General features: G+C 38.9%; 13 protein-coding genes. 4 read left to right on the top strand and 9 right to left on the bottom strand.

Going from position 1 to position 13,927, the window contains the following annotated elements:
- Positions 1-13: 13 nt before the first annotated feature.
- The 6 genes from ACFRAK_RS13325 to ACFRAK_RS13300 form a co-directional block, all read right to left on the bottom strand.
- Positions 14-310 carry a rhodanese-like domain-containing protein gene (locus tag ACFRAK_RS13325; protein WP_387595580.1) on the bottom strand — a complete coding sequence of 99 codons (297 nt, stop codon included), beginning with the start codon at positions 308-310 and terminating at the stop codon, positions 14-16.
- Between the two features lie 18 nt (positions 311-328).
- Entirely contained in the window at positions 329-697 is a 369-nt protein-coding gene (locus tag ACFRAK_RS13320) for a rhodanese-like domain-containing protein (protein ID WP_387595578.1), read from the bottom strand.
- A 27-nt stretch (positions 698-724) separates the two neighbouring features.
- Entirely contained in the window at positions 725-1,204 is a 480-nt protein-coding gene (locus ACFRAK_RS13315; protein ID WP_353871877.1) for a DsrE/DsrF/DrsH-like family protein, read from the bottom strand.
- A 119-nt stretch (positions 1,205-1,323) separates the two neighbouring features.
- Positions 1,324-1,629, bottom strand: coding sequence for a monooxygenase (locus ACFRAK_RS13310; protein ID WP_369619062.1), 306 nt, complete (start codon positions 1,627-1,629; stop codon positions 1,324-1,326).
- A 39-nt stretch (positions 1,630-1,668) separates the two neighbouring features.
- Complete coding sequence (locus tag ACFRAK_RS13305; RefSeq protein ID WP_098373111.1) at positions 1,669-1,929, bottom strand: metal-sensitive transcriptional regulator; 261 nt, start codon at positions 1,927-1,929, stop codon at positions 1,669-1,671.
- An 866-nt stretch (positions 1,930-2,795) separates the two neighbouring features.
- Positions 2,796-3,281 carry a peptidoglycan-binding domain-containing protein gene (locus ACFRAK_RS13300; protein ID WP_260288855.1) on the bottom strand — a complete coding sequence of 162 codons (486 nt, stop codon included), beginning with the start codon at positions 3,279-3,281 and terminating at the stop codon, positions 2,796-2,798.
- Positions 3,282-3,631: 350 nt separating this feature from the next.
- Between ACFRAK_RS13300 and ACFRAK_RS13295 the strand changes: the two genes are divergently transcribed.
- Positions 3,632-5,266, top strand: coding sequence for an acetolactate synthase large subunit (locus ACFRAK_RS13295; protein ID WP_394571854.1), 1,635 nt, complete (start codon positions 3,632-3,634; stop codon positions 5,264-5,266).
- 27 nt (positions 5,267-5,293) lie between these two features.
- The gene (locus tag ACFRAK_RS13290) at positions 5,294-6,727 is read left to right on the top strand and encodes an aldehyde dehydrogenase family protein (protein WP_394571853.1); all 1,434 of its coding nucleotides are present in this window, start codon (positions 5,294-5,296) and stop codon (positions 6,725-6,727) included.
- Positions 6,728-7,528: 801 nt separating this feature from the next.
- Here the strand turns inward: ACFRAK_RS13290 and ACFRAK_RS13285 are convergent.
- Positions 7,529-8,416, bottom strand: coding sequence for a LysR family transcriptional regulator (locus ACFRAK_RS13285; RefSeq protein ID WP_387595566.1), 888 nt, complete (start codon positions 8,414-8,416; stop codon positions 7,529-7,531).
- Positions 8,417-8,553: 137 nt separating this feature from the next.
- On the opposite strand from ACFRAK_RS13285, the gene ACFRAK_RS13280 reads away from it, so the two are divergent.
- Together ACFRAK_RS13280 and ACFRAK_RS13275 are read left to right on the top strand one after the other, a co-directional pair.
- The gene (locus ACFRAK_RS13280) at positions 8,554-9,291 is read left to right on the top strand and encodes an SDR family NAD(P)-dependent oxidoreductase (protein WP_387595563.1); all 738 of its coding nucleotides are present in this window, start codon (positions 8,554-8,556) and stop codon (positions 9,289-9,291) included.
- Between the two features lie 90 nt (positions 9,292-9,381).
- Positions 9,382-10,629: an MFS transporter gene (locus ACFRAK_RS13275; RefSeq protein ID WP_394571852.1), complete on the top strand. Its 1,248-nt coding sequence runs from the start codon at positions 9,382-9,384 to the stop codon at positions 10,627-10,629.
- A gap of 138 nt (positions 10,630-10,767) precedes the next feature.
- Here the strand turns inward: ACFRAK_RS13275 and ACFRAK_RS13270 are convergent, their stop codons facing one another.
- Entirely contained in the window at positions 10,768-12,846 is a 2,079-nt protein-coding gene (locus tag ACFRAK_RS13270) for a (Fe-S)-binding protein (protein ID WP_394571851.1), read from the bottom strand.
- 56 nt (positions 12,847-12,902) lie between these two features.
- A complete protein-coding gene (locus ACFRAK_RS13265; RefSeq protein WP_394571850.1) occupies positions 12,903-13,886 on the bottom strand; it encodes an electron transfer flavoprotein subunit alpha/FixB family protein in 984 nt (327 codons plus the stop codon).
- Between the last annotated feature and the right edge of the window lie 41 nt (positions 13,887-13,927).

Raw genomic sequence — 13,927 nt, 5'->3', positions numbered from 1 at the left:
TTTGAATTTAAAATTATTCTGTGGGACCTTCCCATTCATTCATACCACCCACCATGTTCAACACTTTATATCCATGACCCTCAAGTATCTGTGCGGCCCTTGAACTTCTGCCTCCTGACCGGCAGACCATGATATATTCTTTTGATTTATCCAGATCCTGCATTCTAAATTCCACAAGACCCAGCGGGATGTTCAAAGCATTTGGTATTTTCCCTGCCTTTACTTCATCCACCTCCCGCACATCAATAATATGGACTGGCGAGCTTCCATTCAATAATGCATTCACTTCATTCGGTAAAATTTCTCTCATCTTTATAAGATCCCCCTTTTATTCGCGCCAAGAACTCATGCCGCCTTTTACGTTGGTGACTTCATTAAATCCGAGTTTTTTCAAAGCTTTACATGCATTACTGCTCCGCATCCCGCTTTGGCAGATCACAACCACCTCTTTATCTTTAGAAAGTTCTTGTGCCCTTTTGCCAAGTTCGCTTAAAGGTATATTTTTAAACTCCTTAATATGATTGCCCCTATATTCATTAGGAGTACGGACATCAATGAATTGCTTATTTCCTTTGTTATTCAGCTCAGCTTTTAACTCAGCCGCATTTATATTTTTTATCCCCTTTGCCGGGACAAATCGCTGATATAAAAACCAAACGATGAGACCCAATATGATGAGATTAAATATAGTTCCCATTTGAACTCATCCCTCCAGTACCCCAATTTAGATAAATAAGTTTACATTTCCATCTTCTGCTTCGGCTAAATATGCCGCTACACCTGCATATTCTATTCCATCCATTAATTCCTCTTGCTGTAAGCCCAATAAATCCATCGTCATCGTACAGGCAATCAGTTTCACATCTTGTTCTTGGGCCAACTCAATTAAATTCGGGAGTGACATGGCGTTATGCTTTTTCATCACGTGCTTGATCATTTTCGGACCCATTCCAGCAAAGTTCATGTTTGACAGTCCCATTTTATCTGAACCACGGGGCATCATTTTTGCAAACATTTTCTCCAGGAATCCTTTTTTTAATGAAACCGGCTCATCCTTCCTTAAGGCATTCAATCCCCAGAATGTATGGAAGATGGTCACTTCATGATCGTAAGCCGCCGCCCCATTTGCAATGATATAAGCAGCCATTGCCTTATCATAATCACCACTAAATAAAACGATCGTCGTTCTTTTCTTTTCAGTCATTATGTTTTCCCCCTGATCGATATTTCCATTCCCTTATACCCTACGGGGTATATATTATGCTAAAAAATATAGTTCGTCAACCTACTTCACTAAAAAAAATGAATGGAATAGGTTTTTCTTTATTTAATTGGTCCATGATTGATGGAAGTCAAACCTTCATTCACTTCGAATATTTTTCCATTAACCTTCTCGATACCAAACCCTTTTAACCGAGCTGTATGCATAGTCAAGTACTTACTTGCGGATGCCTTCGATTCAAACAGATAAATGCCACCAGCTTGCTTTGCCTCATTGTCTTCGGTCCAAATCTTCCAGATCAATCCTTCTTCATCATTAATGCTTTTTGCTAAATCAGTAAATTCTTTTACCATTTCGTGGCCAAATGGTCCCTCCATTTTAAAATCCACTTGTAAAATATAAGTCATGAATAACACTCCTTTTTCTAAAGGTCAGGTCAAATTCCATTACCTGCTTTTTATCAGTAAATTAACCGCTTCCTTGACTAGATGATCTGTGCCTTCGCCTTTCACAACGTTTTCCCGAACGCATTGTTCGAGATTTTCACTTACAATAACACCCATTGTCCTATCGATAGCATTACGTGCAGCCGACAACTGAGTGACGATTTCCCTGCAATCCTTTCCTTGCTCCATCATTCCAAGTACACCCTTGATTTGTCCTTCAATCCGCTTTAAGCGATTAATGACACTTTTATCATACTCCATACTCTGCCCACCCATCTATTTACAAATGCAATTACAAACCTCAACTGATTATCTTATTTCCTTTTCCGATTATGAAGCAAAGCCCTAAGTTCAATTAGACATACTGAATATGCAAAACCTCTTAATCAATATTCTCAACCTAATGAGCCTTTGTGCTTTACTCGTGAATTTGCGTATTTTACTCGTAAGTTCAAGCATTTTTCTCGTGAATTTGCAAACTTAACTTGTGAGTTCATATTATACCTATAGGGGTATATTGTCAAGCCGTTTCATTCAAACTTTTATTAAAAAATAAAAGCCACCATATCCGGCAGCTTTTGCGTTTTTATTTTAATTTTTTGCCAAGATTCGATTGAAAGATCCTGAAACAATTTTCCCTTTATGCATAACCGCAAAGCGACTTGAACGTCTTGCGACTGCTTTCGCTGAACAGCTAGCTTCCGCAAAAACAGCATCCGCTATATCCCCAATGGTCGGCCAAACTCGTTCCCCCTCTGAATTAAGAGGTATTTACTTCTATTAATAAAACCAAAGTCCCGTCTTAAAGACCACTGCACAATCAATCCAAGCGAAACGTTCAGCCATCAGATTAGCTTTGTAAAGCACGTCCCTGTGCCAAATGTGTCCCAATGATCCGTTATGCTGTCATTTACAAGCGAGACATCTATACCTTTTCATGAAGCAATGGGATTGAAATTGTGGAAATATCGATAGGTACAGTAGAGGCAATTGAAATACCCGCTTGAGCTAAAGTTTCCGTCAAGGTAGAACATAAAAATCACCTCGTGAAAGCCAAAAATAAAAACGTGCCTATATATGGGCACGTTTTTATTATGAAGGGAAAATTCATTGGTCCTTCCTGTATCTTAATTCGCATACAAGCGATATTGGTCGCTTAATGTATCCCCATTACCGTAAATATAAGCTTTAGAGCCGGATGTATAGGAAGAATTGTCGTACTTCCATTTAATTCTTAGTCCCATGTTTCCGCCTGCCCCATAGGTTTCATTGCCATACTTCTTAATATATTGCGAGAAGCTATCCCACGTCCGGGGGCCAACCACACCATCCACTTTCAAGTTGTTTTCTTTTTGATATTTCTTTACACCCGCTTCGGTTTTTGGTCCAAAAATTCCATCTACGTCAACCACTGCTGAATCCGTATAAAAACCCATGACATTCAGGATATACTGCATATTCCTGATTTCCACCCCATGAGAGTCCTTCCGCAAAATAGAGTTTTTATCCCAGCTTTCGGGATGGTGAAATCCTCCAGCTGACGCTGAAGCAGTGGAAAAAGATATCCCAAGGGCCATTGCTAATACTACCAAACCAGTAAGTAATTTCTTCATAGCTCCATCTCCCTTTTTTTTGTGCATCCGAACTACCTTACCATTTCCCTTCAGATTTTAAATTTCCCTTCCGACCAATGTCCTGTTTTGGATATTATAAATAGAATTTAAAAAGGATAAGTGCCATTACAACAAGTGCAACAATAATAAATAAGTTGAAAAATAAACGACTTGCGATTTCCATTTTACTTCTCCCAGTTATGACTATTAAGGTTAATTTACTAAAACCTGAATTTCTTTATATGTTCCAAATGGTTTTTAACAATACGCAAGTACATAATTTCTAATAGACAAAGCCAAAATATAGGGAAAGAAATGAAGAAATCGAAATGGTCTTAGGAGGGAATAATTTGAAGGCATCTGATTTGTTTATAAGATGTTTGGAGAATGAAGGGGTTCAGTATATTTTTGGGATACCTGGAGAGGAAAATACGGATCTTATCGATTCTCTAATAAGCTCTAATATTAAATTCATCTTGGTTCATCATGAACAAGCTGCAGCTTTCATGGCAGACATCTATGGCCGGCTAACTGGAAAGCCTGGCGTCTGCTTAGGTACATTGGGACCTGGTGCAACCAATTTATTGACAGGGATAGGAAGCGCTTATCTGGATTATTCCCCTGTTGTCGCGATCACAGGTCAGGCCGGCCTTGATCGAATTCATAAGGAGTCGCATCAATATGTCGACATTATTGGGGTTTTTAAGGAAGTAACGAAATGGAATCAACAAATCAAGGTGCCGCATACGATTCCGGAAATTATCCGTAAAGCATTTAAAACCGCAGTCATAGAAAAGCCGGGAGCTGTTCATATCGAACTCCCCGAAGATGTGGCGATGATGGATACTGAGGGTGAACCTCTTCCGGTTACACCAATGCCTAGATCCCGCCCTGCAGAGGAAGAAATCAAAAAAGCCGTCGAATTAATAAATCGCGCAAAAAAGCCTATTATTCTAGCTGGTAATGGCGTAGTCCGCGATGAAGCTGCTGAGTCATTACGGAAATTTGCAGAAGAGAAGCAAATTCCCGTTGTGAATTCGTTCATGGCCAAAGGAGTTTTACCTTCCAACCATCCATTGACCCTTTTTACAGTAGGGATGCAAGCAAGGGATTATGTTCTTTGCGGGTTTGATTTGGCCGATCTTATTATCACCGTCGGCTATGACTTCGTCGAGTATTTGCCAAAGTATTGGAACGATAAGGCAATGAATCCGATTATTCATATTGATGCTCGACCGGCTGAGATTGATGCTTATTACCCCGTTCAAGCCGAATTGGTCGGGAACGTTACGGAGGGACTTGAAGCCTTGTCAACTGGTGTAGTAGAAAAAGAGCTTTGGCCTGAAGTGAAAAAGCTAAGATCTCAAATCATAGAAAAACTTCATTCTTCGGATGATGTATCAGGAAGCCCTATCATCCCTCAGCGAATTATCGCTGATTTGAAAAGGGCGGAAAAGGGCAATGCCATTGTCATTTCGGATGTGGGAGCCCATAAATTATGGATGGCCCGGATGTATCAGCCGGAAATGCCAAATCACACTATCATTTCTAATGGCTTTGCATCGATGGGAATTGCTATTCCCGGCGCAATTGCAGCCAAACTGGCTAAACCTGATAAACCTGTCATTGCGGTTACAGGGGATGGCGGATTTCTGATGAATGGGGTTGAATTGGCAACTGCAAAACGGCTAGGTCTTGCCTTCGTGATAGTCATTTTCCATGATTCAAAATACGGCCTAATTGAGTGGAAGCAATTGAATAAATTTGACCGTACGAATGCGATTGAATTTACAGACCCAGACTTCTTAGGCTTCGCAAAAAGTTTTGGGGTCAAAGGAGTGAAAGTAACCCACTCCGATGAATTGCTTCATGCATTGGAAGAAGCGGTTTCGAGTCAGGAAATTGTCTTGATTGATGTGGATGTCGATTATTCGGAAAATGTAAAGCTCTCGAAAACACTAGGTGATTATATTTGTAAATTATAAAGGCAGATATTATTGGAGGGATTTCAGATGAAGAAAAAGTGGCAATTGTGGATTGGTGGTAAATGGCGGGAGGCTAAATCATATGAGCCATTATATAATCCCCATTCAAACGAAGAAATTGCACAAATCGGACAGGCTGAACCAGCGGATGCCGTTGAAGCGATTGTCGAAGCAAATGCAGCTTTTCAGAAATACCGAACCTACCCGGCTCATGCACGAGCAGAAATTTTATTTAAAGCTGCCGCAATCATGGAAGAACGCAGTGAAGAACTTGCGAAAACCATTTCTCTAGAGGCTGCGAAAACGATTCGAAATGCTCGTGAAGAAATGAATCGTACGGTTCAGACCTATCGTTTTGCTGCAGAAGCGGCAAAGAATAATTATGGAGAACAAATCCCGATGGATGCTGCAGTGGGTGGGGTAAACCGTTTTGGATTCACGGTTCGCACCCCGATTGGCGTCGTTACCGCGATTACCCCATTTAACTTTCCATTTAACCTGGTCGCCCATAAAGTTGGTCCAGCTATTGCCGCTGGAAATTCGATTGTGTTAAAACCTGCCGAACAAACCCCGTTGAGTGCACTGGTTCTGGCCGATATTTTTAAAGAAGCAGGGTTGCCTGATGGAGTATTGAACATCATACCGGGCAAAGGGGATGTTTTAAGCGAAGCGTTGACGACCCATCCACATGTAAAAAAAGTGACTTTCACAGGCAGTGTAGAGGTCGGACACCTTATCCAGCAGCAGGCAGGCTTCCGTAAGCTTACACTTGAACTCGGATCCAATTCGCCTTTCATCATTGATGAAGGTGTCGACATCGATAAAATCATTCAACGAAGTGTGATGGGTTCATTTACGAATAATGGGCAGGTGTGCATCTCGATTCAACGAATTTATGTCCACAAATCACTATACCAACAATTTTTAGATCGATTCGTCAGTGCAACAAAACAGCTTGTCATCGGTTCCCCTCTGGAGGAAAATACAAATATTACAGCGGTTATTTCAAAAAAATCAATCAAACGGTTACAAAGTTGGATTGACGAAGCAGTACAAGAAGGAGCAAAAATTGAGTGTGGAGGTACAGTGGAAGGCAATGTCCTATTGCCTACCGTCTTAACCAATGTAAATCGTGACTCAAAGGTATTTCGTTTCGAAGTATTTGGTCCAATTGTCTGCATTTTCCCATTCGACACGCTGGATGATGCGATCAATGATGCAAATGATTCGCGTTACGGATTGAACTCAGGAGTGATGACACCGAGTATAGAACGAGCTTTTTATGCGGCGGAACGCTTGGAAACAGGCGGAGTCGTAATCAATGATATTCCAACTTACCGAATTGATAATATGCCTTATGGCGGCTGGAAGGACAGCGGTGTTGGCCGGGAAGGCATCAAATATGCGATGCAAGAAATGATGGAGCAGAAGTTTATCAGCTTTAAAATAAGCGACGAATGAACATAGGGAAATTATAAACCATAGTAAAAGAGACGGCGAAATCTTAAAGATTTCGCCATCTTGTTTTGTAATGTTTATTGTTGCAGCTTCTGTTCTTAATTATTAATGGGCACAATCAGAAACTATAAGTTTCCTTAACGTTGTAAATTCGGTTTTTCCTGACTGTCCCCTATAGGGTTAACTTATTAATTGGCTACATTTCAGCTGTCCGAGAATACATTAGCAGCGTATCCCATCTAATAACATTATTAGATATGAATTGATCACGGAATGGATGCATGAGAAAAAAGCAGTAAAAGTTTTATCCAATTCATGCCTGGTGAGGGAACACAAGGATTTATGTCTGTAATAGATAATCAGGTGAAGAAAAGAATATAGTGCAATTAGGAAGAAATCTACCCCTTTTTGGTTCACCAAATTTAAACCGTCTATTTTAGATAGACGGTTTTGTTATTCCTCGTTTATATTTACTATTTATTATTAGGCATATCAATTTCAACTTTAATACTTATTTCAGATGTTTCTGTAGGTAAATCAGGTTTTTTCTTTTAAAAAAATTCTTACTACTTCTCTTAATTTAAAGGAGGATTTTTCCTTTACGCATCATAAATTGATTCTTACAAATTGGTCATTTATTCACATAAGATGTTTTGTGTGTTCGAATATTATTATGTGTTTTTCTAAAATCTGTCCCATCACAGAAAAGCGCTGATTGCGGTAGATCATTTATTAAATCTTTTACGTGTTAAGCCCTCGAATATTGATAAAATAATAATTTTCCTACACTTCCAAAAAATAGTTTTATTTATCCTTTTTAATACTCTGAAAATATATATGACAATGCGCAACGAAAGCCTTTGAAATTTTTGTAGGGTATAAATAACGATGCTTTAATAAGCCAATAGTACGTGTAAACTTCTCATTTTCAATTTTTAAGTGCTTTATTTTATCATCATAAAGATTAACAGATGTTTCGGGTGTAAACGCTGCCCCTCGTCCATTCTTTACAAGTTGTAAAATCGTTGTTGCTTCTTCTACTTCTACTTGATAAATCGGTGTATATCCTACTGATTTACAAAATTGATCTGTAAATTGACGAAAACTGTACTGATTTGTTAAGCCTATAAATGGCAGGTTATCTAACTCCATCAAGTCAATTGTTCCTGTTTTCATTTCTTTGAATGATTTTGGTACAGTTAAAAATATTTCTTCTTCAAATAATGGCACCCACTCGACATTCGGATGTACCATTTTCTCTGTGGTAATACACACATCATACTTTCCATTTTCAGTAAACTGTTGCAAGTTTTCTTTCGATAACGGAACTTGCCGACATTTCACATATGGGTATTCATTAAAAAATGAATCTATGATATTTGTAAATGTATATGGAAGTGTTGTTACAATCGATAAATCACCACTCCCTTCACCTCGTCTCTCCTCCAATCCACGCTCTAAATGATGTACTTCCGAGAAAATACGCTCTGCTCGTTTAAATAAAAAAGTGCCATTTTCATTTAATGAAATGCGCTTACCACTACGGAAAAATAGATCCATTTCTAGTTCAGCCTCAAGGTTTGCAATCGCCTTACTTAACGCTGGTTGCGAAATCAATAGCTCTTTAGCGGCAAGTGAAACATTTTCCAATTTTGCTGTTGTATAAAAGTATCTTAATTTAATTAGGTCCATAATTAACCTCTCTTCTTTATAACCCGAAGTTATAACAAAATAATTAATTGGTATTTTTCATTATATCAAAATAAGTATAAAATGTAATCGTCACTGAAATGTGAACAAATTGCGAACAAAATATGGGGGGTTCCAAAATGAGATTGAAAGACAAAGTAGCGGTCATTACAGGGGCAGCATCTGGTATGGGGCAAGGGGAAGCTATTCGTTTTGCGAAAGAAGGCGCAAAAGTAGTCGTAGCAGACTTAAATTTAGAAGGTGCACAAGCCGTTGCTGAAGGAATTAAAGCATTTGGCGGAGAAGCCATCGCTGTAGCAGTAAATGTTATGAATACCGAAGATATTATAAATTGCGTCAAAGTAACAGAAAAAACATTCGGTCCAGTTGATGTATTAGTAAATAATGCAGGTGTATTTGATAAATATGAAAAATCATTAGATACGACATTAGACCAATGGAATTTCTTCTTAAATATTAACTTAACAAGTGTATTTGAATTTTCAAATGCTGTATTACCAAGCATGATCGAACGTGGTACTGGTTCAATCGTTAACATTGCTTCTGTTGCAGGTCTAGTTGCAGGTAAAGGCGGAGCTGCTTATACAGCTACTAAACATGGAGTAATTGGATATACCAAGCACTTATCTTCCGAATATGCACGCTATGGTATTAAAATTAACGCAATTTGTCCAGGAACAATCGAAACACCTTTAGTTAAAGATGTTTTAGCTGGTATTCCTAAAGATTTAATACCAACTCGTACATTCGGACAAGTAGAACAAGTGGCTGATTTAGCTGTATTTTTAGCATCGGATGAAGCGAAATTCATAAGTGGTGCAGCTGTACCAATCGATGGTGGATTCACAATCCAATAAAATTTCATAATTTGAGCAGCTTAACTACCAAAAATTACAAAATGGAGGAGCAATAGTACTTGCTTCTCCTTTTTATTACGAGGTGGAAATATGAAAAAGCAAGGTAAAATTCACTATGCTTGGTGGATCATGGTGGCTAGTGCTGCGATTTATGCAGCAAGCGTCGGAATTATCGTTAGCTGTGCTGGTTTACTATACCGTGCAGTAGCAGAAGACTTTAATGTTGGGGTTTCTGAAATTAGCTTATATACATCATTAATGTACTTTACAATCACGATTTTACTACCTTTTGCAGGGAAAGTATTAAATAAGTTTGATATTCGTTATATTTTAACGATTGCTGGTATTATTAACGCGCTAGCATTTGGATTAATGGGTACTTATCATTCTGTTTTCCCATTTTATATTTCTGGGATTGCATTAGGGATTGGTAGTACTTTCTTAATTTACGGTTCAATTCCCTTAATCATGAACAACTGGTTTAAAGTAAAAGTTGGTACTTCTTTAGGTATCGCTATGGCGTTCATGGGGGTTGGTGGCGCGATTTTCGCTCTAATTACAGGCGGTTTGATTGAGTCGATTGGTTGGCGGTCAACATATATGGTATTAGGTGTAATCGTTGCAATTCTAATCTTACCATTCTCTATTTTTGTTATTCGTTCAAAGCCGGAACAACTAAATATGACCGCTTATGGTGCGGATGAAGTAGATACTAATGCTTCTAATGTGCCAAAAACACCTGAAACAGGTATTTTGAAAAGTGCTGCGATGAAAACTTCAGCATTCTATTTGGTTATGTTATTCACAGGGCTTTTCGGTCTGGCTTCAACAGTTAGTTTCCACGTACCAAACTTTGTACAATCAGTAGGGTTCACAGCTACGATGGCTGCTACAGGTGTAACTTGTGTAACGATTGGTCAAACAGGTGGTAAATTCTTACTTGGTGCAATTAATGATAAATTTGGTATTAAAGCAGCTCTATTTGCTGGTATCGGCGGAGGTATGCTTGGTGTAGTCGCATTACTTATTTCTGATTCATTCGGAATTGGTATGCTTTATGCTGGTGCTTTATTATTTGGGATAGGATTCTCTGGATCTACCTTACTTCCACCAGTAGTAATCCGCGAAGTATTTGGCGGACGTGATTACGCATCAATTTATACGACAATTATGTCAGCATCTACCTTAGGTGTAGCATTCGGTACAACATTATTCAGTTACATTTACGATTCAACGGGTTCTTACTTTACCGTATTTATTATTGTAATTGTACTCTTTATTATCACGATTTCTTCTAGTTTAATCTCTTTAAACTGGAAGAAAAAATTAAATTATTAACCAATAAAACAACCTACAAGATTCCTTGAGATCTTGTAGGTTGTTTTATTACTTGGTAGGAATAATATAACTTATAGGATTCACTCTTTATCATTTGGATAATCTACTCGCCAAGAATCGTTACAAGGTAAAGCTTTTTTAGAATATTGACTTTTCAAGTATTTCAACAATATCCAACGTGGGTACTTTTTCTTCTAGTTCTTTTACTTTTGTTCCATCACTAATCATTGTTAAACAATAAGGACAGCCTGTACTGATGATGGTGGGATTTGTTTCGAGTAGTTGTTCCGTTCTCGCTATGTTGATACGGGTTCCTTTATCCTCCTCCATCCACATCAAGCCGCCGCCGGCTCCACAGCACATCGAATTTGCTCGTTTCCGCTCTGGTTCTACAGCCTTTACACCAGGAATGGCTTTTAAAATGGCACGTGGGGCATCGTATACCTCATTGTAGCGTCCTAAATAACATGAATCATGGTACGTAATTACTTCATTTACAGTATTGGCTGGCTTTAATTTTCCTTCTTTTATTAAGTTCGCCAGCAATTCTGTATGGTGGTAGACCTTTCCTTCTAAACCAAATTCAGGATATTCGTTTTTTAAGGTGTTATAAGCGTGAGGATCTATCGTCACAATTTTTTTCACATCATACTTTTTAAAGGTATCAATATTGGCATTCGCTAATTCTTGGAATAAAAATTCATTTCCAAGACGTCTTGGAGTATCGCCGGAGTTCTTCTCTTCGTTCCCGAGGATTGCCATCTTCAATCCCGCATGATGCATCAAGCGTGTAAGAGAGCGGGTAATTTTCTGACTGCGGGTATCATAAGAGCCCATCGAACCAACAAAGAATAGAAAATCAAATTCTACGCCTGATTTTTTCAAGTCTTTGGCTGTTGGAATCATCACATCTTCTACATCACGCCAATTTGCTCGTTCTTTACGATTCATCCCCCAGGGATTTCCTTGACGTTCAATATTCGTCATTGCACGCTGTGCATCTGGATTCAATTTACCTTCTGTTAGTACAAGGTAACGGCGTAAATCAATAATTTTATCGACATGCTCATTCATTACTGGACATTGATCCTCACAGTTACGGCAGGTTGTACAGGCCCAAATCTCGTCTTCTGTCACGACATCTCCTATTAAACGCACATTTTCGTTGGTTGCTGCTACTTCTTGAGAACTACTTCCCGCAAGTGCTAATTGATTCCCACTTTTGTTTTTAAAAGCAATCGAGGGCGCCCAAGGCTGTCTTGAGCTCACCGCTGCTCCTTTCTCTGTCAAATGATCTCGCATCTTAACAATGAGATCCATCGGAGATAACGTTTTTCCGGTTCCCGAAGCTGGGCACATATTTGTGCATCGTCCACATTCTGCACAAGCATACAGATCAATCAACTGAGCTTGAGTAAAATCTTCGATTTTTCCGACACCGAATTCTTCAGCTGTCTCATCCTCAAAATCAATCTTTCTTAATTTCCCCACAGGACCGCTTTTCTTAAAGAAGATATTGACCATGGCAAATAACTCATGAAATTGCTTTGACTGTGGTACAAATACCAAAAATGAGAATACAGTCAACATATGAACCCACCAAAATACATAGAACAACAATGTTCCTGCCGTTGTTCCGATGCCAGAGAACAACAATGCAATGGCACCTGAGAATGGAGCATATTCAAGATTTGGTTCATGACTTAGCATAATTGCTTCGAAGCCCAATGTAAGCAGGATTGAAGAGGTTAAAGTACATAAGGCCATATAGACAAAAGCCGTTTTGCCATCACGCTTCCATTGCAACCGCTTTAACTTTTCCCCATAACGGCGGTAGAATCCATATACGACAGCCAACAGCATAAGGAACGTAGCCCACTCCTGCAGCAGACTGAAATATTTATGCCCTTCACCAAAAGGAAATTCATAGTCTTTAATAAATCCTTTTATGATGAGTTCTAAAAGCCCAATTTGAATGATAAAGAAGGTATAAAATAATATTAAATGCATAAAGCCGCTTTTCTTGTCTTTGAATAATTTTGACTGACCGAAGCCGTTGATTAAAATCAGGTTGAAGCGTTCTTTCAGTTTTGGTTCAAACTCAGCTTTTTTGCCAAGCTTTATGAACAAATACCGAGTATATACTAGATTGACAAACAAATAGACTGCATATCCAGCCACTGCTAGGAAAGCAAGTAAATTCAGCAATGATAACATCCTTTTCCATCCTCTCAATGACGAATATGGGAGGAGTTAACTACTCCCATATAACATTAAACACCGGTACCAATTGTAATTTTTTCAAATTCCTCCGTTAGCATTGGCACTATCTCGAACAGATCACCTATAATTCCGTAATCAGCTACATGGAAAATCTGAGCTTCTGGATCTTTATTAATCGCTACTATTATTTTGGAGTTGGACATACCTGCTACATGTTGAATGGCTCCGGATATTCCGCAGGCAATATAAAGATCAGGCGTTACCACTTTTCCGGTTTGACCAATTTGTAAGGAATAGTCACTGTATCCAGCATCGCAGGCACCACGAGAAGCTCCTACTGCACCGCCTAACACATTTGCCAATGCCATTAATATATTAAATCCTTCTTTGCTCTTCACTCCCCGACCTCCAGAAACAATGATTTTTGCTTCGGATAGATCTACCCCGCCTGCTGTTTTACGAATAACTTCTTTTACAATAGTACGTAAATCTTTTATTTCAACGTTTACTGTTGATACCTCTCCTGCACGCGATTCATCTTTGTCGAGAGAATCAATATTATTCGGACGGATCGTAGCAAAAATCATTCCCTCCTTGATTACTTTTTTCTCAAAAGCTTTACCTGAATAAATCGGACGAGTAAAGACGACCTCATCCCCTTTCATTTCAATATTAACAGCATCAGAAATTAGGCCTGCTTTCAACTTTGCAGCGATTCGTGGTGAAATATCTTTTCCGATGGAAGTATGTCCGAGAATGAAGCCTTCAGGTTTTTCTGATTCCAATACCTGCATAATCGCTTGAGTGTACCCATCTGTTGTATAGTCCCGTAAATCAGGATGTTCAGCAATTAAAATACGATCAGCCCCATATTGAATCATGGTATTGGCAAGACTAGTAACCTCACTACCTAGTAATAAACCAACTACCTCGCCGCCGTCTGCAAATGTTTTTGCTGCAGCAATAGCTTCAAACGAAACTTGACGCAACTCTCCCTTACGTAACTCCCCTAACACTAAAACTTTTTTTGACATATAGCTCACTCCCCCTAATTTGTCCTATTGACAATTCCTAT

It is taken from the genome of Peribacillus sp. NPDC056705, assembly GCF_043656335.1.
The sequence above is the reverse complement of the archived record's forward strand: the minus strand, read 5'-3'. Positions and strand labels throughout refer to the sequence as shown.